The sequence below is a fragment of the Streptomyces sp. SYSU D01066-1 genome (assembly GCF_054956795.1).
In genome coordinates, this window is the sequence record NZ_JBUDHV010000010.1 from 94152 (window position 1) to 112621 (window position 18470).

At 74.3% G+C, this 18470-nt stretch carries 18 protein-coding genes; 11 read left to right on the forward strand and 7 right to left on the reverse strand.

The genetic code is table 11. The annotated features are described in order from the left end of the window. Nucleotides 1-41: 41 nt before the first annotated feature. The 3 genes from ACY1JF_RS12795 to ACY1JF_RS12805 form a co-directional block, all read right to left on the reverse strand. Entirely contained in the window at nucleotides 42-1268 is a 1227-nt protein-coding gene (locus ACY1JF_RS12795) for a cytochrome P450 (protein WP_462705177.1), read from the reverse strand. A 140-nt stretch (nucleotides 1269-1408) separates the two neighbouring features. Further along, on the reverse strand, nucleotides 1409-2245 hold the full coding sequence (locus ACY1JF_RS12800; RefSeq protein ID WP_462705178.1) for a lysozyme: 837 nt from the start codon (nucleotides 2243-2245) through the stop codon (nucleotides 1409-1411). Between the two features lie 71 nt (nucleotides 2246-2316). Next, nucleotides 2317-2949, reverse strand: coding sequence for a CBS domain-containing protein (locus ACY1JF_RS12805; protein ID WP_462705179.1), 633 nt, complete (start codon nucleotides 2947-2949; stop codon nucleotides 2317-2319). 358 nt (nucleotides 2950-3307) lie between these two features. On the opposite strand from ACY1JF_RS12805, the gene ACY1JF_RS12810 reads away from it, so the two are divergent. From ACY1JF_RS12810 to ACY1JF_RS12820, 3 genes are all read left to right on the forward strand, one after another. Beyond that, a complete protein-coding gene (locus ACY1JF_RS12810) occupies nucleotides 3308-4216 on the forward strand; it encodes an SDR family oxidoreductase (RefSeq protein WP_462705180.1) in 909 nt (302 codons plus the stop codon). 708 nt (nucleotides 4217-4924) lie between these two features. Beyond that, nucleotides 4925-6001: an NADH:flavin oxidoreductase/NADH oxidase gene (locus tag ACY1JF_RS12815; protein WP_462705181.1), complete on the forward strand. Its 1077-nt coding sequence runs from the start codon at nucleotides 4925-4927 to the stop codon at nucleotides 5999-6001. A 38-nt stretch (nucleotides 6002-6039) separates the two neighbouring features. Next, the gene (locus tag ACY1JF_RS12820; protein ID WP_462705182.1) at nucleotides 6040-6663 is read left to right on the forward strand and encodes a DUF998 domain-containing protein; all 624 of its coding nucleotides are present in this window, start codon (nucleotides 6040-6042) and stop codon (nucleotides 6661-6663) included. Nucleotides 6664-6685: 22 nt separating this feature from the next. Here ACY1JF_RS12820 and ACY1JF_RS12825 read toward each other — a convergent pair whose 3' ends face one another. Continuing rightward, nucleotides 6686-7189 carry an NUDIX hydrolase gene (locus ACY1JF_RS12825; protein WP_462705183.1) on the reverse strand — a complete coding sequence of 168 codons (504 nt, stop codon included), beginning with the start codon at nucleotides 7187-7189 and terminating at the stop codon, nucleotides 6686-6688. 233 nt (nucleotides 7190-7422) lie between these two features. Between ACY1JF_RS12825 and ACY1JF_RS12830 the strand changes: the two genes are divergently transcribed. The 4 genes from ACY1JF_RS12830 (at nucleotide 7423) to ACY1JF_RS12845 (ending at nucleotide 11339) form a co-directional block, all read left to right on the forward strand. After that, the gene (locus tag ACY1JF_RS12830) at nucleotides 7423-7965 is read left to right on the forward strand and encodes an MOSC domain-containing protein (protein ID WP_462705184.1); all 543 of its coding nucleotides are present in this window, start codon (nucleotides 7423-7425) and stop codon (nucleotides 7963-7965) included. A gap of 296 nt (nucleotides 7966-8261) precedes the next feature. Beyond that, on the forward strand, nucleotides 8262-9554 hold the full coding sequence (locus ACY1JF_RS12835; RefSeq protein ID WP_462705185.1) for a YeeE/YedE family protein: 1293 nt from the start codon (nucleotides 8262-8264) through the stop codon (nucleotides 9552-9554). A gap of 252 nt (nucleotides 9555-9806) precedes the next feature. Beyond that, nucleotides 9807-11000: a cytochrome P450 family protein gene (locus ACY1JF_RS12840; RefSeq protein WP_462705186.1), complete on the forward strand. Its 1194-nt coding sequence runs from the start codon at nucleotides 9807-9809 to the stop codon at nucleotides 10998-11000. 96 nt (nucleotides 11001-11096) lie between these two features. Next, a complete protein-coding gene (locus ACY1JF_RS12845) occupies nucleotides 11097-11339 on the forward strand; it encodes a hypervirulence associated TUDOR domain-containing protein (protein WP_462705187.1) in 243 nt (80 codons plus the stop codon). Between the two features lie 25 nt (nucleotides 11340-11364). On the opposite strand, the gene ACY1JF_RS12850 is transcribed toward ACY1JF_RS12845, so the two are convergent. Next, nucleotides 11365-12459 (reverse strand): AI-2E family transporter, encoded by a 1095-nt coding sequence (locus tag ACY1JF_RS12850; protein WP_462705188.1) that lies wholly within the window; start codon nucleotides 12457-12459, stop codon nucleotides 11365-11367. Between the two features lie 392 nt (nucleotides 12460-12851). Then, complete coding sequence (locus ACY1JF_RS12855) at nucleotides 12852-13361, reverse strand: GNAT family N-acetyltransferase (protein ID WP_462705189.1); 510 nt, start codon at nucleotides 13359-13361, stop codon at nucleotides 12852-12854. Between the two features lie 524 nt (nucleotides 13362-13885). Between ACY1JF_RS12855 and ACY1JF_RS12860 the strand changes: the two genes are divergently transcribed. The 4 genes from ACY1JF_RS12860 (at nucleotide 13886) to ACY1JF_RS12875 (ending at nucleotide 17805) form a co-directional block, all read left to right on the forward strand. After that, a complete protein-coding gene (locus ACY1JF_RS12860; protein WP_462705190.1) occupies nucleotides 13886-14356 on the forward strand; it encodes a MarR family winged helix-turn-helix transcriptional regulator in 471 nt (156 codons plus the stop codon). Between the two features lie 178 nt (nucleotides 14357-14534). Next, nucleotides 14535-16130 (forward strand): MFS transporter, encoded by a 1596-nt coding sequence (locus ACY1JF_RS12865; protein WP_462705191.1) that lies wholly within the window; start codon nucleotides 14535-14537, stop codon nucleotides 16128-16130. 148 nt (nucleotides 16131-16278) lie between these two features. Further along, complete coding sequence (locus ACY1JF_RS12870; protein WP_462705192.1) at nucleotides 16279-16503, forward strand: hypothetical protein; 225 nt, start codon at nucleotides 16279-16281, stop codon at nucleotides 16501-16503. A 339-nt stretch (nucleotides 16504-16842) separates the two neighbouring features. Then, on the forward strand, nucleotides 16843-17805 hold the full coding sequence (locus ACY1JF_RS12875; protein ID WP_462705193.1) for a C45 family autoproteolytic acyltransferase/hydolase: 963 nt from the start codon (nucleotides 16843-16845) through the stop codon (nucleotides 17803-17805). 30 nt (nucleotides 17806-17835) lie between these two features. On the opposite strand, the gene ACY1JF_RS12880 is transcribed toward ACY1JF_RS12875, so the two are convergent. Then, nucleotides 17836-18462 carry a dihydrodipicolinate synthase family protein gene (locus ACY1JF_RS12880; RefSeq protein WP_462705194.1) on the reverse strand — a complete coding sequence of 209 codons (627 nt, stop codon included), beginning with the start codon at nucleotides 18460-18462 and terminating at the stop codon, nucleotides 17836-17838. Nucleotides 18463-18470: the final 8 nt, after the last annotated feature.

An 18470-nucleotide genomic window follows, 5' to 3' on the forward strand; every position in this document is an offset into this window, starting at 1 on the left:
GCCCCTCGCGGGGCCCCGTGCCTCCCGTACCCCCTGCCCGCTCAGGCCGCGGCAGGGGTGAAGCGCACCGGGACCGACTGCGGGCCCCGGGTGAACACGCCCTGCTCCACCGGGTCGTAACCGTCGGCGAGCCGTACGCCGGGCATGGCGTCCAGGAGCTGGTCCACCCCGGTCTCGACCTCGGCCTTGGCCAGCAGGGCGCCGACGCAGAAGTGCCGGCCCAGCGCGAAGGCGAGGTGGTCGGCGGCGGCGGAGAACGCGGTCGTCGTGGTCAGGTCGTCGCGGAAGATGTCGAAGCGGTCCGGGTCCCGGTAGCGGTCGCCGTCCCGGTTGGCCGCGCCGATCAGGCAGGTCACGGTGGCGCCGGCGGGGACGGTCCCGCCGGACAGCTCCACCTCGGCCGCCGACTGCCGCATGATCATCTGGACCGGCGGGGTGAAGCGCAGCGTCTCGGCGAAGGCGCGCGCGATCAGGGAGCGGTCCTCGCGGACGGCCGCGAGCTGCTCGGGGTTGAGCAGCAGGTTGACGAAGATGCTGGCGATCGCCTTGTCGGTGGTCTCACCGCCGGCGGCGAGCAGCAGGCTGCAGAACGCCTTGATGTCCTCGTCGCTCATCCTGACGCCGTCGACCTCGGCGGCGCAGAGCGCGGAGAGCAGGTCGTCACCGGGGCGCTCGCGCCGCTCCCGGATGACCGGCAGCATGTACTCGGCGAACTCGGCCCGGGTCCGCTCCCCGGCCGCGGTGACCTCCGGGTCGCCCGACAGGTTGCCGAGGAAGGCGATGACGGCCGTGTACCAGCGGTGGAAGCGGGCGTGGTCGGCCTTGTCCAGACCGAGCATGTCGGCTATCACGTTGACGGGGAAACGGGTGGCGTAGTCGCTGACGAGGTCGGCGGAGCCGGTGTGCCGGAAGGCGTCGATCAGCTCGCGGGAGTTGCGCTCGATGACGGGCAGGAACTTGTCCTGGAGGGCGGAACCGCGGAAGGCCGGCGCGACCAGGGCCCGCCGCACGGCGTGCTCCCGGCCGCTGAGCTGGAGGATGGTCCTGCCGTGCACCGGTTCGAGCTGCCAGTCGTAGTTGTCGGTGGTGAACTGGCCGGCCTTGTCCTTGAAGACGCGCTCGACGTCCTCGTAGCGGGAGACGATGTAGCTCTGCGTGGCCTCGTGCCAGATGAGCGGCGCGCTCTCCCGCATCACGCGGTAGGCGGGGTAGGGGTCCGCCGCGAACTCGGGCGAGAGGATGTCGGGGACCTGCTGAGCCGTGGACATGGGGCTCCCTGGGGGGCGGTAACGGGTTTACGCCTCCAGGTTATTGATCATCTTCCGGACACGACAGGGGTCTTGGACAGCTGTTCGGCGCGGGGCGTTCGTTGGCCGAAAAGAGCCGCTCCGCGCCGGACGCGCCCCGCTCAGTCCCTGGCCAGGGCGGCCAGTTGGTCCGGGGTTCCGTCGAACCGGTCGTGGTCGCCGACGATCGGCCCGGTCGAGGTGTACTGCCACATCGTGTACCGGGACCACCCGGCCGGCAGGGGCCCGGGCGTGGCGGCGTACCGGGCGATCCACAGCGGGTTGGCGGCGCCGAACCCGCCGGCGTCACCGGTGCACTGCTTCCACCAGCTGGTGGAGGTGTAGATCACCGCGTCCCGCCCGGTCCGGGCCCGGTACCGGTCGACGAAGTCGCGGATCCAGGACACCATCTGCCCCGGCGTCTTGCCGTAGCAGGCGGAACCGTACGGGTTCCACTCGATGTCCAGCACACCCGGCAGCGTCCGTCCGTCCGCCGACCAGGCGCCGCCGTGGTCGACGAACCAGTCCGCCTGCGCACCGCCGCCGGAGGTGTCCGGCGTCCCGAAGTGGTAGGCCCCGCGGATCATGCCGACGCCGTACGAACCGTTGTACTGCTGCCCGTACTTGGGGTTGATGTAGGAGGTCCCCTCGGTGGCCTTCACATAAGCCCACTTGACCCCGCTGTCCCACAGCGCCTGCCAGGCGACGTCCCCCTGGTGGCTGGAGACGTCCACGCCCTCCGTCTGGGCGGCGCGGGTGGCGGCGGGGCTTTTGTGCCCGCCCTCGTGGGCCAGGACGCCCATGCCCATGTGGGCCGAGCCGCGGACCGGGGTGTCGTCGGCCGACGACGGCAGGGCGGTCGGAGGGGACAGGATCGACAGTGCGGCGAGCAGGCTGCCCGACGCGAGCAGGCGGAAGCGGCCGTCCGCCACGGCTATGGGTCTGCGCACGCCTCCCATCCGACCGTCCGGGCCGCCCGGCCGCATCCCGCGCGCGTCCGGACGGCGGTCCCGGCCGTGGGCGGCGGGTGTCAGCGCCTCGCCTCGGCGTCCACGTCGCCCGTCGCCCTGAACTCCACGGCGACCACCCCGTCCACGTGTCCGCACAGCTCCTCCAGCGTGGAGACCGGCACGTGCTCCGGGAGCCGGCCGGTGAGCACGACGTGTCCGTGCGTCACGTCCACCTGGAGGGCCGAGGGAGCCAGCCCGAGCGTCTGGACCAGGGCCTCCTCGATGATCTCGGTGCGGATCTCCCGGTCCTTGCGCAGGAAGACCCGCAGCAGGTCACTGCGGCTGACCACGCCGATCAGCCGCCCGTCCGCGTCGACCACCAGCAGCCGCTTGATGCCGTGACGGGCCATCATCCGGGCGGCGTCCACGACGCTCCACTCCTGCCGGGCGCAGACCGGCGGCGAGGTCATCAGCCCCGCCGCGTCCGTGGCCGACGCCTTGGCGCCGCCGGTCTGCGCGGCGTCACCGCCCCAGATCTTCTGCAGGAGGTCCGCCTCCGACACCACCCCCACGGGGCGGTCGTCCGCGTCCACGACGGGCACGGCGGTGATGTCGTACTCCTGCAGCAGGTGGGCGATCTCCTTGAACGGCGTGCCGCGCTGGACGCGGACGACGGCGGCGCTCATCAGATCGCACACCTTCTGGTGGTTCATTTAAGGATCTTCCTCTCCGCTGCCGGCCCCTGCGGCCGGCGTCCGACCTTCCGCGGGTGAGAACGTCCGGCGGGGGCCAGGGGTGCCCCGGGGTCACGCGTAAGGGCCACCCGGCCCCGGGACGAACGGCCGGCGGCGGGCGCCGGGCAGGCCGGACGGCGGACCGGCCGGACGGCGGACCGGCCGGAACACGCCGACACCCCGCGTGTCCGGTGTGCGCAGCGGCCCGGAGCGGGCCGGCGGGCCGGCGGGCTCACCGTACGGCCCGCACTGTCCGGTGAGCCCGGCGTCGACCTGGCGCCTACCGGGGCCCGGACGAGGTACCCGGTGAGCCCGCTGTGCACGAGAGGTGGTCGCCATGCCGGTGGACGTGAACCCGCTCGACGGCAGGACAGCCGTCGTGACCGGCGCGGCGCGGGGGCTGGGCGAGGCCCTGGCCCACGAGCTGTCCCGGCGGGGGATGAGGCTGGCCCTGGTGGGCCGTGAGCAGGCGGCACTGGCGCGGGTGCGGGACGCGCTGCCGGGGGAGGGCTGGTGCTGGGAGGCCGACATCACGGACGACGCCGCCATGACCCGGGCCGCCGCCGGGGTCCGGGAGCGGTTCGGGGCGCCGTCCGCGGTGGTGGCCAACGCGGGCGTGGCCGAGGGCGGGCCGTTCGCCGGGTCCGACCCCGCGACCTGGCGCCGGGTCGTCGAGGTGAACCTCGTCGGCAGCGCCGTGACGGCGCGCGCTTTCCTGCCCGACCTGTTCACCACCCGCGGCTACTACCTCCAGGTGGCCTCGCTCGCCTCCATCGGGGCGGCGCCCCTGATGAGCGCGTACTGCGCCTCGAAGGCCGGTGTGGAGTCCTTCGCCCAGTCGCTGCGGGCCGAGGTGGCCCACCGGCGGGTGGGCGTCGGCATCGCCTACCTCAACTGGACCGACACCGACATGATCCACGACGCCGACCGGTACGCGGTGCTGCGCGTCCTGCGCGGCCACATGCCGCCGCCCGCCCGCAAGGTCCACTCGGCGGCCCACGTGGCCGGCCGGCTGGCCGCCGCGGTCGAACGGCGCCGGCCGGCGGTGTACGTACCCGGCTGGCTGCGGGCGGTCCAACCGGTGCGCGCCGCCCTGCCGCCCGTGGTCACCGCGGTCTCCCGGTGGAAGCTGCCCCGCCTCGCCGCCGACGAGCCGTTCGAGCCGACAGGGCTGCTGGGCGCGGGCGGCCGGGCCGCGCTCGCCGAGCCCCGGGCGCTCGGGCGGCTCGACGACCCGCAGGAGTGAGGCGGCGCGCGGACCGGCCGAAGGCGCGGGCCGGACCGGCGGACCGGAGCGGTGCGGCGCCGGCCCCGTGCCGTCGGCTCGCCGGTGCGGGGCGGGCGTTCCGGGTGCTGTCCGCGATCTCGGGGACGGGGGCGGGGAGCGGACCGCCCGAAGGGGTGCCGGACACGGATGTGCCGCGGGGAACCGGCCAGGAGGACGGAAAGCCGCGCGCACGCCGCTTCGACGAAAATGCTTGCGTGCGCCTGCTATTGCTTGCGCGGGTATCCGTGAAATAGTAATATCGATGTGTGCAAGCTGCTGTGACGCGCCGATGCGGATCGGCGGACGCTCCGGAGCGGGCCGGCGTGCCCGGCCCCGAGACCGCGTCGGGCGAGGTTCCGGTCCGGGTGAAGGCCGCCGGGGCGAACCCGGCCGGCCGGAAGCCGGCCGACCGGGGCCGGAAGGGGGCCACCGCCCCGTCGCCCTTCCGCCGGCCGGCCTGGCCGCGCACCTCGCGCCCCGGCGTGCCCGTGTGACCGCGGGCGGCACCGTGCCGGGTGCCGCCGCGCTCGCCCGGCCCGCCAAGGCGTGGCGGGGCTCGGCGGGGAGGGCCGCACCCGGGGAGGGGCCGCCCTCCGGGCCGGCTTGCGGCGTCGTCCCCGACGGTGTCCGGTCCAGAGGGGCCGTACGGCGCTTGATGTTTTCCCCAGCCCCTACCAGGAGTTTTCTGTGAGTTCCCTTTTCGAGCCCTGCACCCTGCGTTCGGTGACCATCCCCAACCGGGTGTGGATGCCGCCGATGTGCCAGTACTCCGCCGCCCCCGAGGGCCTGGCCGAAGGCGTCGCCACCGACTGGCACTTCCAGCACTACGGAGCCCGCGCGGCGGGCGGCACGGGCCTGATCATCCTGGAGGCCACCGGCATCTCGCCCGAGGGCCGCATCTCACCCCACGACCTCGGCCTGTGGAACGAGACGCAGGCCGGCGGACTGCGCCGCATCACCGGCTTCCTCGAGAGCCAGGGCGCCGTCGCGGGCATCCAGCTCGCCCACGCCGGCCGCAAGGCCTCCACCAGCCGGCCCTGGGAGGGGGACCGCCCGGTCGGGCCGGACGAGCACGGCTGGACGCCGGTCGGTCCCAGCGCCGAGCCGTACCCCGGCCTGAAGGTCCCGCACGAGCTCACCGTCGAGGAGATCCGCGAGACCCTCGACCAGTGGCGTGCCTCCGCCCGGCTCGCCCTCGCCGCCGGCTTCCAGGTCGTCGAGATCCACGGCGCCCACGGCTACCTGATCGGCAACTTCCTCTCCCCGCACAGCAACCGGCGTACCGACCGGTACGGCGGTGACTTCGACAACCGCATCCGCTACGCCGTCGAGGTCGTCGACGCCGTACGCGAGGTCTGGCCGGAGGACCTCCCGCTGTTCTTCCGCGTGTCGGCCACCGACTGGCTGGACGAGGGCGGCTGGACCCCGGACGAGTCGGTCGCCCTGGCCCGGGTCCTGACCGAGCACGGCGTGGACCTGATGGACGTCTCCACCGGCGGCAACGCCGGCGGCGTGACCATCCCGGTCGGCCCCGGCTACCAGGTGCCGTTCGCCGCCCGGATCAAGCGGGAGACGGACATGCCGGTGGCCGCCGTCGGCGAGATCTCCGACCCGGGCCAGGCGGAGAAGATCCTCGCCGCCGGTGAGGCCGACGCGGTCCTGATCGGCCGGCAGCTGCTGCGCGAGCCCACCTGGGCCCGTCGCGCCGCCCGGGAGCTCGGCGGCGACGTGCGGATCCCCCCGCAGTACGGCTGGCGCCCCTGACCGATCCTGACCGGGTTGGTGCGCTTTATGGTGGTCCGGTGCGAACCGTTCCCCGCTGGACCCTGCTCTCCTCCGGGTGCGCGCCCGTCCTGCTCATCGCCGGCTGGACGACCGCGGCGGCCCTGGAAGGGCCCGGCTACGACCCCCTCACCCGGACGATCAGTGTCCTGGCGGCCTACGGCGCTCCCGGCTACTGGGTGATGAACGGGGCACTGGCGGCCCTGGGCGTCTGTCACCTGCTGACCGCCTGGGGACTGCGGGCCGCCACCAACGCCGGCCGCCTCGCACTGGGCGGCGGCGGGGTGGCGGCGTTCGTGGTGGTGGCGCTGCCCGCGCCGAGCAGCGGGGGATCCCTGCGCCACGGCGCCGCGACGGTGATCGGCTTCACGCTTCTCGCGGTGTGGCCGGTGCTGGCCGCGTGGGGCGGCGGCGCGGCCCCCTGGGCGCTGCGGCCCGGGCCCGCGCTCGCCGCGACCGCCCTGATGGCGGCGGGCGGGATCTGGTTCGTGATCGAGATGCAGCGGCAGGGTGCCGCGGGACTCGCCGAACGGGTGGTGACGTCCGTCCAGTCCGGGTGGCCGTTCGTCGTGGTCACCTCGTGTCTCGCCCGCTCCGGAAGCCGGTCCCCGGAACGGGACCGGCAGCCCGCCGGGCATCCGTAGGCCGGGCCGGTCGCGGGATCCGTCAGTGGTGCCAGGGCAAGCGGCGCGGCTCGGCCGGGACCCGTCCGGCGAGCAGGTCGGCGACCAGGTCACCGAGGCCGAGGGGACGGACGGTCCCGGCGTCGGCGGCCAGCTCGCCCAAGGTCCACCAGCGGTGCCCCGCGTGGTGACGGGCCTCGTGTTCCTCCTGGCCGCGGGTGTCGACCCGGTGGTGCGAGATCCGCAGGTGGAAGAAGACGTCCTGGAAGAGCCCCTCGGCCCAGCCCAGGTCGGCGTGCCCGGACGTCCGGGCCACGGGGGAGCCGAGCGCCGCGGGCGCGACGGACAGCCCCGTCTCCTCGAACAGCTCCCGGGCGGCGGCCTCCGCGAGGGTCTCGCCCTCTTCCACGCCCCCGCCGGGAGTGGACCAGTCGTGGCCCTTGCCGGGGGTGTCCGGGCCGGTGCGGGACGCGAGCAGCAGGACCCGGTCCGTCGCGTCGATGAGCACGACGCGGGCGGAGCGACGGTACGTTTCCGGAGCCGGCATCGCATCAGATTAGGCCACGGCCCACTCGCGCCCGCCGTCCACCCGTACGCGCCGGCCTCCGTCGCCGTCGGGCGGGTCCGTGTCACCGTGTGCGGGCGGCGACGGTGCGCACGCGGAACGCGGGGCGCTCCGCTCCGTGGAGGGGATGCCGAGGCGGACGGACGCCCTGTCCCCGTGTGCGCGCCAGGACTAGGGTGGTCACCGTCTTGTCGGTGCGAAGGGGGGCGCGGGGTATGCGCGGGACAGTGACAGCGGTCAGCAGCAACGGCGAGTACTCCTTCACCAAGCCCAACCGGCCGAGCATCACTTTGCTGGCCGGTCTGGGAGTGGAGGGCGACGTGCACGCCGGTGTGACCGTCAGGCACCGGTCGCGGGTCGCGCAGGACCCCACCCGGCCGAACCTGCGCCAGGTCCACCTCATCCACGAGGAACTGTTCACCGAGGTCGCTGCGGAAGGTTTCACGGTCGCGCCCGGCGAACTCGGCGAGAACGTCACCACCCGCGGCCTCGACCTGCTCGGCCTGCCGGCCGGCGCACTGCTGCGCCTCGGCGGCACGGCGGTGCTGGAGGTGACCGGCCTGCGCAACCCCTGCCTCCAGATCGACGCGTTCCAGGACGGCCTGCTCAAGCGGGTGGTGGGCCGGGACGAGACGGGGAGGATCGTGCGCAAGGCCGGGATCATGACCGTCGTGCGGGAGGGCGGTGTGGTCCGCCCCGGCGACACGATCACGGCGGAACTGCCCGCCGGACCGCACCGCCCGCTGGACCGCGTCTGACACACCCCGGCCCGGCACGGCGCCGGCCGCTCACCCGCCTCGCCCTTCCCGCCCCCGTCGTCTCAAAAATCTTTCCGCATGGCGAGACGGCCTCGCTTCCGGACGCTTGTCTTCCGTATATTCGCACGCATGTCTGCTCCGGCTCCCTCGCTGTGCCTCGCGCTGTTCGCGAACTCCGCGTGGTGCGTCGACGACGGTCTCTGTCGCCCCTGAGACCCGCCCCGTCCGCGCCATCCGCGCCGTCGGGCGCCCCGTGCCCCCGCTCGTCGCCCCCGTGCACCACCCGGAGACCACCCGTGACCACCGCCCCGCCCGCCGGGCCGGCCGCGCCGCCGCGCGTGCCCGCCGGCCTGTTCGCCCCTTCCCCCACCTCCTCGGCCCGGCCGGACGCACCGCCCCTGCCGCCGGTCCGGCGCGCGCCCCTCGTCGTGGCCGGGCTGCTGGCCGCGGCCCTGACCGCCTACGTGTGGTCCGCGCACGGCGCCAAGCCCGGCGTACTGCTCCTGCTGGGGCTGGGCCTCGGCGTCGCCCTCTTCCACTCCCGTTTCGGTTTCACCTCCGCCTGGCGCCAGCTCGTCGCCGTCGGCAACGGCACCGGACTGCGCGCGCACACCCTGCTGCTCGGCACCACCGCCACGCTGTTCGCGGTGATCATCGGCACCGGCACCGGATTGTTCGGCGCGCAGCCGGCCCCGTCGGGCGGCTCGCTCGGCGTCGGCCTCGTCGTCGGCTCGGCGCTCTTCGCGGTCGGCATGCAGCTCGGCGGTGCCTGCGCCTCCGGCACGCTCTTCGCGGTCGGCTCGGGACAGACCTCGGTGGTGCTGACCCTCGCCGGGTTCATCGCCGGCGCCACGCTCGCCGCCTGGCAGTTCGACCTGTGGAAGGACCTGCCGGCCTGGGACCCGGTCGTCCTGTCCGACCACATCGGCTGGTTCGGCTCCTGGGCGGTGACGATCGCCGCGCTGCTGGCGGTGGTGTTCGTCTCGCGCCGTGTGCAGGCCCGCCGCAACCCGCCGCCGCTGGGCCCCGTCCCCTCGGCGCGCGGTGCGGCCGTCCGGGCGCTGCGCGGCTCCTGGCCGCTGGCCGCCGGCGCCCTGGCACTGGCCGTGCTGGGCGCGGGGGTGCTGCTGGTCTCCGGCGGCGCCTGGGGCGTCACCAGCGCCTTCAGCCTGTGGGGCTCGGAACTGGTCGGGGCGCTCGGCGGCCACCCGGAGAACTGGACGTGGTGGCAGCAGCCCGGCAACGCCGACATGCTGGCGGGCCCCGTCCTCGCCGACAAGACCAGCCTCACCGACATCGGCATCATGATCGGCGCGGCCGTGGCGGCGGCCCTCGGCGGCAGCTGGGCCCTGCACCGCGGCATCCCCTGGCGCACGGCGGTCGCGTCGGTGCTCGGCGGTGTGCTGATGGGCATCGGCGCCCGGCTGGCCGGCGGCTGCAACATCGGCGCGTACCTCGCGGGCATCGCCTCGGGCAGCCTCAGCGGCTGGGTGTGGGGCGCCGTCGCCCTGGCCGGCACCTGGGTCGGTCTCAGGCTGCGTCCGCTGTTCGGTCTGGGCAACCCCAAGCCGGGTGACGGCGTCTGCTGAACGGACGGCACCCGTCCGAGGCGTGAGACGGTACGCGGGGGCGGTACGGCCGACGGTCCGTGCCGCCCCCGCTCCGGCGGACGACACCGCCGCCCCGGCGGTCCGTGCCGCCCCCGCCCCGGCGGACGACACCGCCGCCTGCCCGGCCGTCGTGCCCGCTGCCCGAGGGACTCCCTCTGGACCGGACGCCGGGCGGCCACCATCCTGGTGAGCGCCGTTCCCGTAATCGGCCTCCAGTGAGGTGGCAGCAGTATGACCGTCGTCGATCTCGCCGCGCTCGGTGAGTCCTTCACCCGCGACCCCTATCTCGTCTACGCGCGCTTACGGGCGCAGGGCCCAGTCCACCGCATCCGGATGCCGGAGGGCATGGACGCCTGGCTCGTCGTCGGCCACGAGGCCGGACGGGCCGTGCTGACCGACCCCAGGCTCTCCAAGAACTGGGACAACGCGGCGCCCGCCTTCCGGCACGGCGCCGTCTCCGCCGGCCCGCACATGCTCCGCGCGGACCCGCCCGACCACACCCGGCTGCGGAAACTGGTCGCCCGGGAGTTCACCGCGCGGCGCGTGGAGCAGCTCGCGCCGCGCGTCCAGAAGACCACCGACGAACTCGTCGACGCCCTGCTCGCCGCCCCCGGCGGACGCGTCGACCTGGTCGAGGCGCTCTCCTTCCCGCTGCCGATCTCCGTCATCTGCGATCTGCTCGGCGTCCCGGACCTGGACCGCCGGTCCTTCCGCACCTGGTCGAACGACGCGCTGGGCGCCACCGACCCGGCCCGGCGCGAGGCCGCCGCCACCGCCATGGTCGGCTACCTGACCCAGTTGATCGAGGAGAAGCGCCGGCACCTCGGCGACGACCTCATGAGCGCCCTGATCCACGGCTCGGACGAGGACGGCGACTCCCTCTCGCCGGAGGAACTCCTCGGCATGGCCTGGCTGCTGCTCGTCGCCGGTCACGAGACCACCGTCAACCTCATCTCCAACGGCGTCCTCGCCCTGCTCACCCATCCGGAGCAACTGGCCGCCCTGCGCGCCGACCCCGGCCTCATGGGCGACGCGGTGGAGGAGATGCTCCGCTTCGACTCACCGGTGGAGACCCCGACGTACCGCTTCACCACCGAGCCGGTGACCATCGGCGACACCACCGTGCCCGGCGGCGGCGAACTCGTCCTCGTCGCCCTGGCCGACGCCAACCGCGACCCGGACCGCTTCGCGGACCCCGACCGCTTCGACATCACCCGGGACGCCCGCGGCCACATCGCGTTCGGCCACGGCATCCACTACTGCCTGGGCGCGCCGCTGGCCCGACTGGAGGCGCGTATCGCCATCGGTACGCTGCTGGACCGCTGCGGCGGCCTGGACCTGGACATCCATCCGGCCGCGATCACCTGGCGCACCGGCATGCTCATCCGCGGCCCGCACAGCCTGCCGGTACGGGTCACCCCGTAGCGGGGGTGCCGCGGTGCGGAACGGACCGCCCGGGCCCACCCTGGAAGGGCGGCGGGCCACAGCGGTCCGGTACGCGCGAGCCACGAGGAGCGGGCCATGGCCAGGAGCCGGGACAAGGGCGACGGCAAGGGCGAGGGGCTGAGGAAGGGCGACAAGGTCGCCTGGAGCAGCCACGGCAGCGAGACCGAGGGCAAGGTGGAGAAGGAGATCACCGAGCGGACGGACGCGGCCGGCCGCACGGTGGACGCCTCGTCGGACGATCCGCAGTACCAGGTGCGCAGCGGCAAGTCGGGCAGGTCCGCCGTGCACAAGCCGTCCGCTCTCAAGAGGAAGGGGTGAGCCGGCGGGCGGCCGCCCCGCGCGCTCAGGCGGGTGCCGCCGTCTTCGGCTCGCGGGGCGGGTCGGTCAGCTGCTCGCGCAGGTAGTTCCACACCACCGCGATCAGCGCGGCGACCGGCACGGCCAGCAGGCTGCCCACGATGCCGGCCAGGCTGCCGCCCAGCGTCACCGCCAGCAGGATCACCGCGGCGTGCAGCCCCAGCCCGCGGCCCTGGATGATCGGCTGGAACACGTTGCCCTCCAACTGCTGCACCACGATGATGATGGCCAGCGCGATCAGGGCGTCCGTCAGTCCGTTGGAGACCAGCGCGATGAGGACCGCGACGAAACCGGCGAAGAGCGCGCCGACGATGGGCACGAACGCGGACACGAACGTCAGCACCGCCAGCGGCAGCACCAGCGGCACCCCGAGGATCCACAGGCCGAGGCCGATGAAGACGCCGTCCAGCACCCCCACGAGCGCCTGGGAGCGCACGAAGGAACCCAGGGTGTCCCAGCCGCGGGACGCGACGGCCGGGACGTCGGTGGCGAGCCGGCCGGGCAACTGGCGGGCGAGCCAGGGCAGGAACCGGGGACCGTCCTTGAGGAAGAAGAACATCAGGAAGAGCGCGAGCACGGCGGTGACCAGTCCGTTGACGACGGTGCCCACACCCGTGGCGACGGTGTCGACCACACTGCCGACGCTGTCCTGGACACGGGCCATCGCGGAGTCCACGGCACTGGTGATCTGGGCGTCGCCGATGTTCAGCGGCGGCCCCGCGGCCCATTCGCGCAGCCGCTGGATGCCCTTGACGACGCCGTCGGTCAACTCGTCGGTCTGCGAGGCCATCGGTACCGCGATCAACGCCACCACCCCGGCGGCGACCAGCAGGAACACCACGGTCACGGTGGACGCGGCCAGGGTCGGGTGCCAGCCGTGCCGGCGCAGGAAGCGGGCCGGGGGCCAGGTGAGCGTGGTGAGCAGCAGACCGACGACCAGCGGCCACACGACCGACCACATCCGGCCCAGGAGCCAGAGGGTCACCGCGAGCATCGCGAGAAGCAGCAACAGGTCGACGCAGATGCGAGCTCCGGTACGGAGCGCGGCGCGGGTTCTCGCGGAACTCAACGTGACAGACATGGGGTTCACCCTATGGTGCCCGCCGCCACGATTCAGCCGGCGAGCGCCCGCAGACGCACCGGCCCGGCCGTCGCGCCCTGTTCCCCTCCGCCTTTGGCCCGGAGGCACGGCGCTGGACGCGCCGCCCCGTCCCGGCCTGATCCACGAGGGCACGCTCCGCGGCCACGTGCGTCACCGGGACGGCACCCGCCGCGACTCGCCGTACTGCAGCAGCCTGCTCGCGGACGAGCGACCGGCGGCACGGGACCTCGCGGGAGCGGATCGCCGCCAGGAGCCGGGCTCGGGGGCGCGGCGGCCCGGGGGGTGAGGCGGTCCCACGGCACGCCCGTGTCTCATCGGATTCTCATCCCTCGCCCCTGCGGCCCCGGGGGTGGCCCGCGCCGCCGTGCCGGTCAGCCGCGGTCCGCGGCCGTGGCCGTGGTGAACGAGATCCACACGTCCGGCGGCACCTGGGGCCGGTGCGGCACCGGCCGGCGTTCCTCGGTCCAGGCGGCCCCGGCGATCTCCGTGGCGGCGCGGCGCCAGAACGCGACCGCGGGCGCGTTGGCGTCCTGGAAGGGGATCTCCCACGGCCCCGGATGCCTGGCGACGACCTCCTGAACACCCCGCAGCCCGGTCCCGGTCCGACGGGCACCCCGAACGACGAAGAAACTGTTCATGACCCGCGCCGGACCGCGCAGCGCGCGGACGAACGCGAAACCGGCCGGACTGCCGCCGCTCAGCAAGAGGTACGGCGCCCAGTCGGCGTCCGTGAAGGCCGAGTGCAGCCGGTCGCTGCGGAACGTCCCGTCCCCTCCGGGCAGCGAACCGTCCAGCTCCGACAGGTCATGACGGAACATCAGCCACAGCCGCTCCACGGTCGGACGGTCGGCGGTGAGGGCGGGGCGGACGACGCCGGGCATACGGCTCCTCCAAGGCGGGTCTCCGGGCATGAGAAAGGCCTTCCCGGCGGACGTCCGTCCCGGCCGGGAAGGCCTCTGCGCACTGGCCGGGACTCTACCGGACGGCCACGGGGGCGAGCGGGGGAGGACCACGTGGCCGGTGCACGGGGCGCGTCGCGCGCGCCCGCCGTGCGGTCGGTCCTCCACCGGATCGCCGTTCCGTGTACGGCGGTTCGTCGCCGGTCCGGTGTTCACGGCGGGCCGCCCTCCCCCGTGTGTCACGAGATGTCCACGACTTCACACATCCGCCCTGCCGGCCGGAACGGACCGGCGCACCGCGCCGCGCGGCGGCGAGGCCGCCGTGCCCGGGGTCGTACGGCTGGAGTGGACCGGCCCCGAGGGCAACCGGCTGTACGTCCGGCGCCGGAAGCAGCCCGCCGCGGGAGCGCGGTCGTCGCGCGCCACCGGTGCCACCGGGCCGGCCGGTCCGAGTGGCACCGATGACTCCTTTGACATAGGTATGGCGGTATATTTATGCTGTCCGTATGCCCGAGGAGAACACGTCCGCGCAGGACATCGACCACGTGGCCGCACGGCTCGTGGCGTGCCTGCCCGGGCTGACCCGGGCCCTCGACCGCCGGGTCGCGCAGGACTGCGCGCACCCCAAGCCGCCCGAGGCGCAGCTCGCGCTGTTGCGGCACGTCGAGGAGAACGACGGCACCACCGTCCGCGCGGCGGCCGAAGCCCTGGTGATGAAACCCAACAACGTCAGCGCGCTGGTCACCCAGCTGACCGAGCAGGGGCTGCTGGAGCGTCGCCAGGACGCGGCCGACAAGAGGGTCGCGCACCTGCACCGCACCCCGCTGGCCCGGCGGCGACTGGCCGAGGTCGAACGCCTGATGGGCGCCCACCTGGGCAGCGCCCTGCGGGCGCTGACCGAAGGCGAGCTGGACGCCCTGGGCTCGGCCCTGGGCTCGCTCTCGGCACTCGAAGGGCATCTGCGCTCCGGCCACTGACCACCCGCCCCGGCCCCGCGCGGACCGGGGGCGTCAGGGCGTGGCGCGCTCGCTCGCCGAGGCCTTCCCCTTCCCCTCTCCCTGCTTTCCCCTGTGCCGACGGCCCTCCCGTCACGTTCCGTGGCCGGATCCGCCGCGCGGCGTCCCTCCCCCGTACGATCGAAGGACACGCACAGTCATGCCCTCCGCCCCCACCACATCCTCCGCCCCACCGACCCGCGCCCCGGCCGCGGACCGCCCGCGCGGACGGCGGGCCAACCCGTGGCTGACGCTGATCGCCGTCGCCTTCGGCCTCTTCATGGTCGGCCTGGACGGCTCGGTCGTCTCCATCGCCAACCCCGAGATCGGCCGGGACCTGGGCGCCTCCACCTCCGGCCTCCAGTGGGTCACCAACTCCTATCTGCTGGCCCTCGCCGCGGCCCTGATCCTCGGCGGCAAGCTCGGCGACCGGTTCGGACGCCGCACCTTCTACCTGATCGGTGTCGCGGGCTTCACCGCCGCCTCCGTCGCCATCGGACTGGCCGGCTCCATCGAGGGCGTCATCGCCTTCCGCGCCGTCCAGGGCTTTTTCGGCGCCCTGCTCATGCCCAACACCCTCGGCATGCTGCGAGCCGTCTTCCCGCCGAAGAAGTTCGGCATGGCGGTCGGCATCTGGGCCATGGTCTCCTCGGTCTCCACCGCGCTCGGCCCCATCGTCGGCGGACTGCTCGTCCAGCACGTCGACTGGGAGTCCGTCTTCTACATCAACGCCCCCATCGGCGTCATCGCGCTGGTCTTCAGCGTCGTCGTCCTGCCGCAGACCAGGAACAGCGCCGCCGCGGACGAGAAGTTCGACATCGTCGGCGTCGCCCTGCTGGCCCTGGGACTGCTCGCCGTCGTCTTCGGCGTGGTCAAGGGCGAGACCTGGGGCTGGACCTCGGGCGGCACGCTCGGCGCCATCGCGGCCGGCGTGGTGGTCCTGCTGGTCTTCGGCCTCTGGGAGAACCGGGTCGCCTCACCCCTGCTGCCCATGCGGCTGTTCCGCAGCCGCGCGCTGACCATCGGCACGGTCGTCACCGCACTGAACTTCTTCGTCCTGCTCGGCGTCATCTTCTTCGTCATGCTCTACCTGCAGAGCGTGCGCGGCTTCACCCCCGTCGAGGCCGGGGTGCGCACCCTGCCGCTGAGCCTGGCCTCGGTCGTCGCCTCCCCGCTCGGCGCGGCGCTCACCGACCGGTTCGGGCCGCGCCTGACGATGCCGCTCGGCATGGCCCTCCAGGCGGCCGCCTGCCTCGTCATGCTCGGCTGGAGCGCCGACTCGTCGTACGCCACGATGTGGCCGCCGTTCATCGCCCTCGGCCTGGGCGTGGGCATGGTGATGTCGTCCTCCTCCGACGCCATCGTCGGCAACGCGCCCGTCAGGGACGGGGGAGTGGCGGGCGGCCTCCAGGCGACCGCCCTGCAGATCGGCGGCGCGCTCGGCACGTCGGTCCTCGTGTCGCTGATCAGCAGCCGCGTCGGCTCCACCCTCACCGGAGAACTCACCTCCGCCGGTGTGCCCGCGACCACCGCCGCCGGACTGGCGCAGGCCAAGGACGCGGTGGCCATGGGCGTCGCCCCGGTCTCCGACGCCATGCCCGCCCGGCTGCGGGACGCCGTCGTCGAGGGCAGCCACCAGGCGTTCATGAACGGCGTGCACACCGCCGTGCTCGTCGCCGGAGCGCTGTGCGTCATCGGCGCCGTGGTGGCCGCCGTCGGCGTGCGCCGCACCGCCTCGGAGCAGCCCGCCGCCTGAGTGCGCCGCACCGCCGCGGCCGCGCCCGCCGATCGGCGGGCGCGGGCGCGGCGAAACGGGGTACCCGATGTGCATGAAGAATGAACGAGCACGCTCCGACGACGACCGGGACCCGGCCGTGGCTCGGGCGAAAGGGACCATGAGTCTCATGCGCTGGTTCCGGTGGGTCGCCTCGCTGCTGACGGTCAGTTGGTTCCTGTCCTGGGTGAACAGCCTGATCACGGACGCGCAGGGCACCGACCGCTGGTGGCCCCTGCTGAGCGCCTTCCTGTGGGCCGGTCTGTCCGTCTACGCGTTCGTCACCTACCGGCGCACCGGCCGCGACCTCTCCGGCGCGCGGCGAAGGACCGGGCGGCCGGTGGCCCTGCGGTGACACGGCACCGCTGAGGACCGCCCCGGCGGCCCCCGGCGAACGGTGCCGCCGCGCGGGACGCCCGCGCCAGGGGTTCCGGCGGCCCGGCAGGGCCGCGACGACCAGGAACCCCGTGGGCCGGTCCGAGCGTTGACCGGGAACAGGAGCCGGTGTCCGGGGGCCGCCCGGGCAGCGGAAGGACACCGCGTGACGGGGCAGAGGGCGCGCGCCGTGACGGGCGGTACGGCGCGGGCTCGGGCCGGCCGCGCCGGGCGGGAGGTGGCGTGCGGCGGCGGAAAAGAGGTATGAAGCGGTCGTGGAAGGGGCGGACGGTCCGCCGGCGTACCGAGGGGACGGGACGTGCGCGGAACGCGGCTCACCAAGACGTTCAGGGCGGTCGAGATCGGTGACGGGGGCGACGGGCGCTGGGCCGCGCACGCCGGGCCGGTCCTGGCGGGCGCCGAGGACTGGCTGACCGAGGAGGGCCGCACCCCCGAGGGCGCGGCCCGGGCCCGGGAACTGTTTGAGACACACCTGCCCGAACTGGTCCCGACGCTCGACCGGCTGGCCGGCCAGCTGCCGTCACCCCGGGCCGGGACCCTGCTCACCCTGGCCGCGGTACGGCCCTTCTTCTCCGCCTGCACCCAGACCGGCACCGCCGGCACCCTGCTGCGCAACTACGACTTCGCCCCCGAGCACTGCGAGGCGGTCATCGTCTCCTCCCGCTTCCTGCGGCCCGTGATCGGCATGCAGGAGGCGGGGTGGGGCCTGCTGGACGGGATGAACGACGCGGGGCTCGCCGTGTCCCTGACCTTCGGCGGACGCCACGTGCACGGACCGGGCTTCGCCATGCCCCTCGTACTGCGCCACCTGCTGGAGACCTGCCGGACCGTCGACGAGGCGGTCGGCAGGCTGCGCGCCGTACCCGTCGCCGTCCCCCAGAACGTCACCCTCGTCGATCCCGGCCGGGCCGTGACCGTCCACGTGGGGCCCGACATACCGCTGACCGAGGCACCGGACGCCTGCGCCGCCAACCACCAGCATCTGCCGGTACCGGACGGACAGGAGCGGGTCACCCGGACCCTGGAGCGGCTGGCCGCCGTGCGCGCGGCCGGGACGGACGTGACGGCGATGCTGCGGCCGCCCCTCTACCAGCAGGCGTACGACAAGTGGCTCGGCACGGTGTACACCGCCCACTACCGCCCCGTCGACGGCCATGTCACCTACCACTGGCCCGGCGCCCGCTGGGAGCAGTCCTTCGCGGACTTCTCCCAGGGCGAGCGCACCGTCGTCCTCGGACTGCCGGGGCCGGCCGCGCGCTGAGCGCCGTGCGGCGGCGGACCGGGCGGCGGATCAGGCGGCGGTCGCGGACAGCTTGGCGATCAGCGCCGACAGCTCGTCGAGTTCCGCCGGGGCCAGGTCGGTGAGCGGCGGGCGGACCGGGCCGGCGGTGTGACCGGTGGCGGTCATACCGGCCTTGACGATGCTGACCGCGTAACCGGCCCGGCGGTTGCGGATCCCGGTGTACGGCGGCACGAAGTCCGACAGCATCCGGGTGACGTCGGCCTGCCGGTGCTCGCGTACGGCGGCGTAGAAGGCGAGGGCGAACTCGGGCAGGAAGTTGAAGATGGCCGAGGAGTACGTCGTCACCCCGAGCTGGATCAGGGCCGGGGAGCGCACCAGGGCGGGCCGCTGTCCGGCGGCGGGCATGGCCGCGAGCCGCAGTCGCCGGGCCCGGCCACAGGGGGCGCCCCCGTCCGGCCGGGCCAACAGGTCCACGAGGCCGGCGGCGTCGGCGTCGAAGGCACCGCGCCCGGCGCCGGGACTCCGTCCGTGGCCGCGCCGGTCCATCAGCGCCGGCCGGCAGCGGCCGGCCGGCGGCCGCCGCGCCGCGAACCCGTGGGCGGCGGCGTCGCCCCAGGGGGAGACGGTGTGCGCGAAGACGGCGGCGGCACGCTCACCGCGCGTCCCGTCCCGCACCGCGCGGT

What these genes read in the sequence shown, in the direction of transcription:
- ACY1JF_RS12795 (WP_462705177.1), bottom strand. Translation starts at nt 1,268, where the DNA reads ATGTCCACGGCTCAGCAGGTCCCCGACATCCTCTCGCCCGAGTTCGCG.
- ACY1JF_RS12800 (WP_462705178.1), bottom strand. Translation starts at nt 2,245, where the DNA reads ATGGGAGGCGTGCGCAGACCCATAGCCGTGGCGGACGGCCGCTTCCGC.
- ACY1JF_RS12805 (WP_462705179.1), bottom strand. Translation starts at nt 2,949, where the DNA reads ATGAACCACCAGAAGGTGTGCGATCTGATGAGCGCCGCCGTCGTCCGC.
- ACY1JF_RS12810 (WP_462705180.1), top strand. Translation starts at nt 3,308, where the DNA reads ATGCCGGTGGACGTGAACCCGCTCGACGGCAGGACAGCCGTCGTGACC.
- ACY1JF_RS12825 (WP_462705183.1), bottom strand. Translation starts at nt 7,189, where the DNA reads ATGCCGGCTCCGGAAACGTACCGTCGCTCCGCCCGCGTCGTGCTCATC.
- ACY1JF_RS12830 (WP_462705184.1), top strand. Translation starts at nt 7,423, where the DNA reads ATGCGCGGGACAGTGACAGCGGTCAGCAGCAACGGCGAGTACTCCTTC.
- ACY1JF_RS12840 (WP_462705186.1), top strand. Translation starts at nt 9,807, where the DNA reads ATGACCGTCGTCGATCTCGCCGCGCTCGGTGAGTCCTTCACCCGCGAC.
- ACY1JF_RS12845 (WP_462705187.1), top strand. Translation starts at nt 11,097, where the DNA reads ATGGCCAGGAGCCGGGACAAGGGCGACGGCAAGGGCGAGGGGCTGAGG.
- ACY1JF_RS12850 (WP_462705188.1), bottom strand. Translation starts at nt 12,459, where the DNA reads ATGTCTGTCACGTTGAGTTCCGCGAGAACCCGCGCCGCGCTCCGTACC.
- ACY1JF_RS12855 (WP_462705189.1), bottom strand. Translation starts at nt 13,361, where the DNA reads ATGCCCGGCGTCGTCCGCCCCGCCCTCACCGCCGACCGTCCGACCGTG.
- ACY1JF_RS12860 (WP_462705190.1), top strand. Translation starts at nt 13,886, where the DNA reads ATGCCCGAGGAGAACACGTCCGCGCAGGACATCGACCACGTGGCCGCA.
- ACY1JF_RS12865 (WP_462705191.1), top strand. Translation starts at nt 14,535, where the DNA reads ATGCCCTCCGCCCCCACCACATCCTCCGCCCCACCGACCCGCGCCCCG.
- ACY1JF_RS12870 (WP_462705192.1), top strand. Translation starts at nt 16,279, where the DNA reads ATGCGCTGGTTCCGGTGGGTCGCCTCGCTGCTGACGGTCAGTTGGTTC.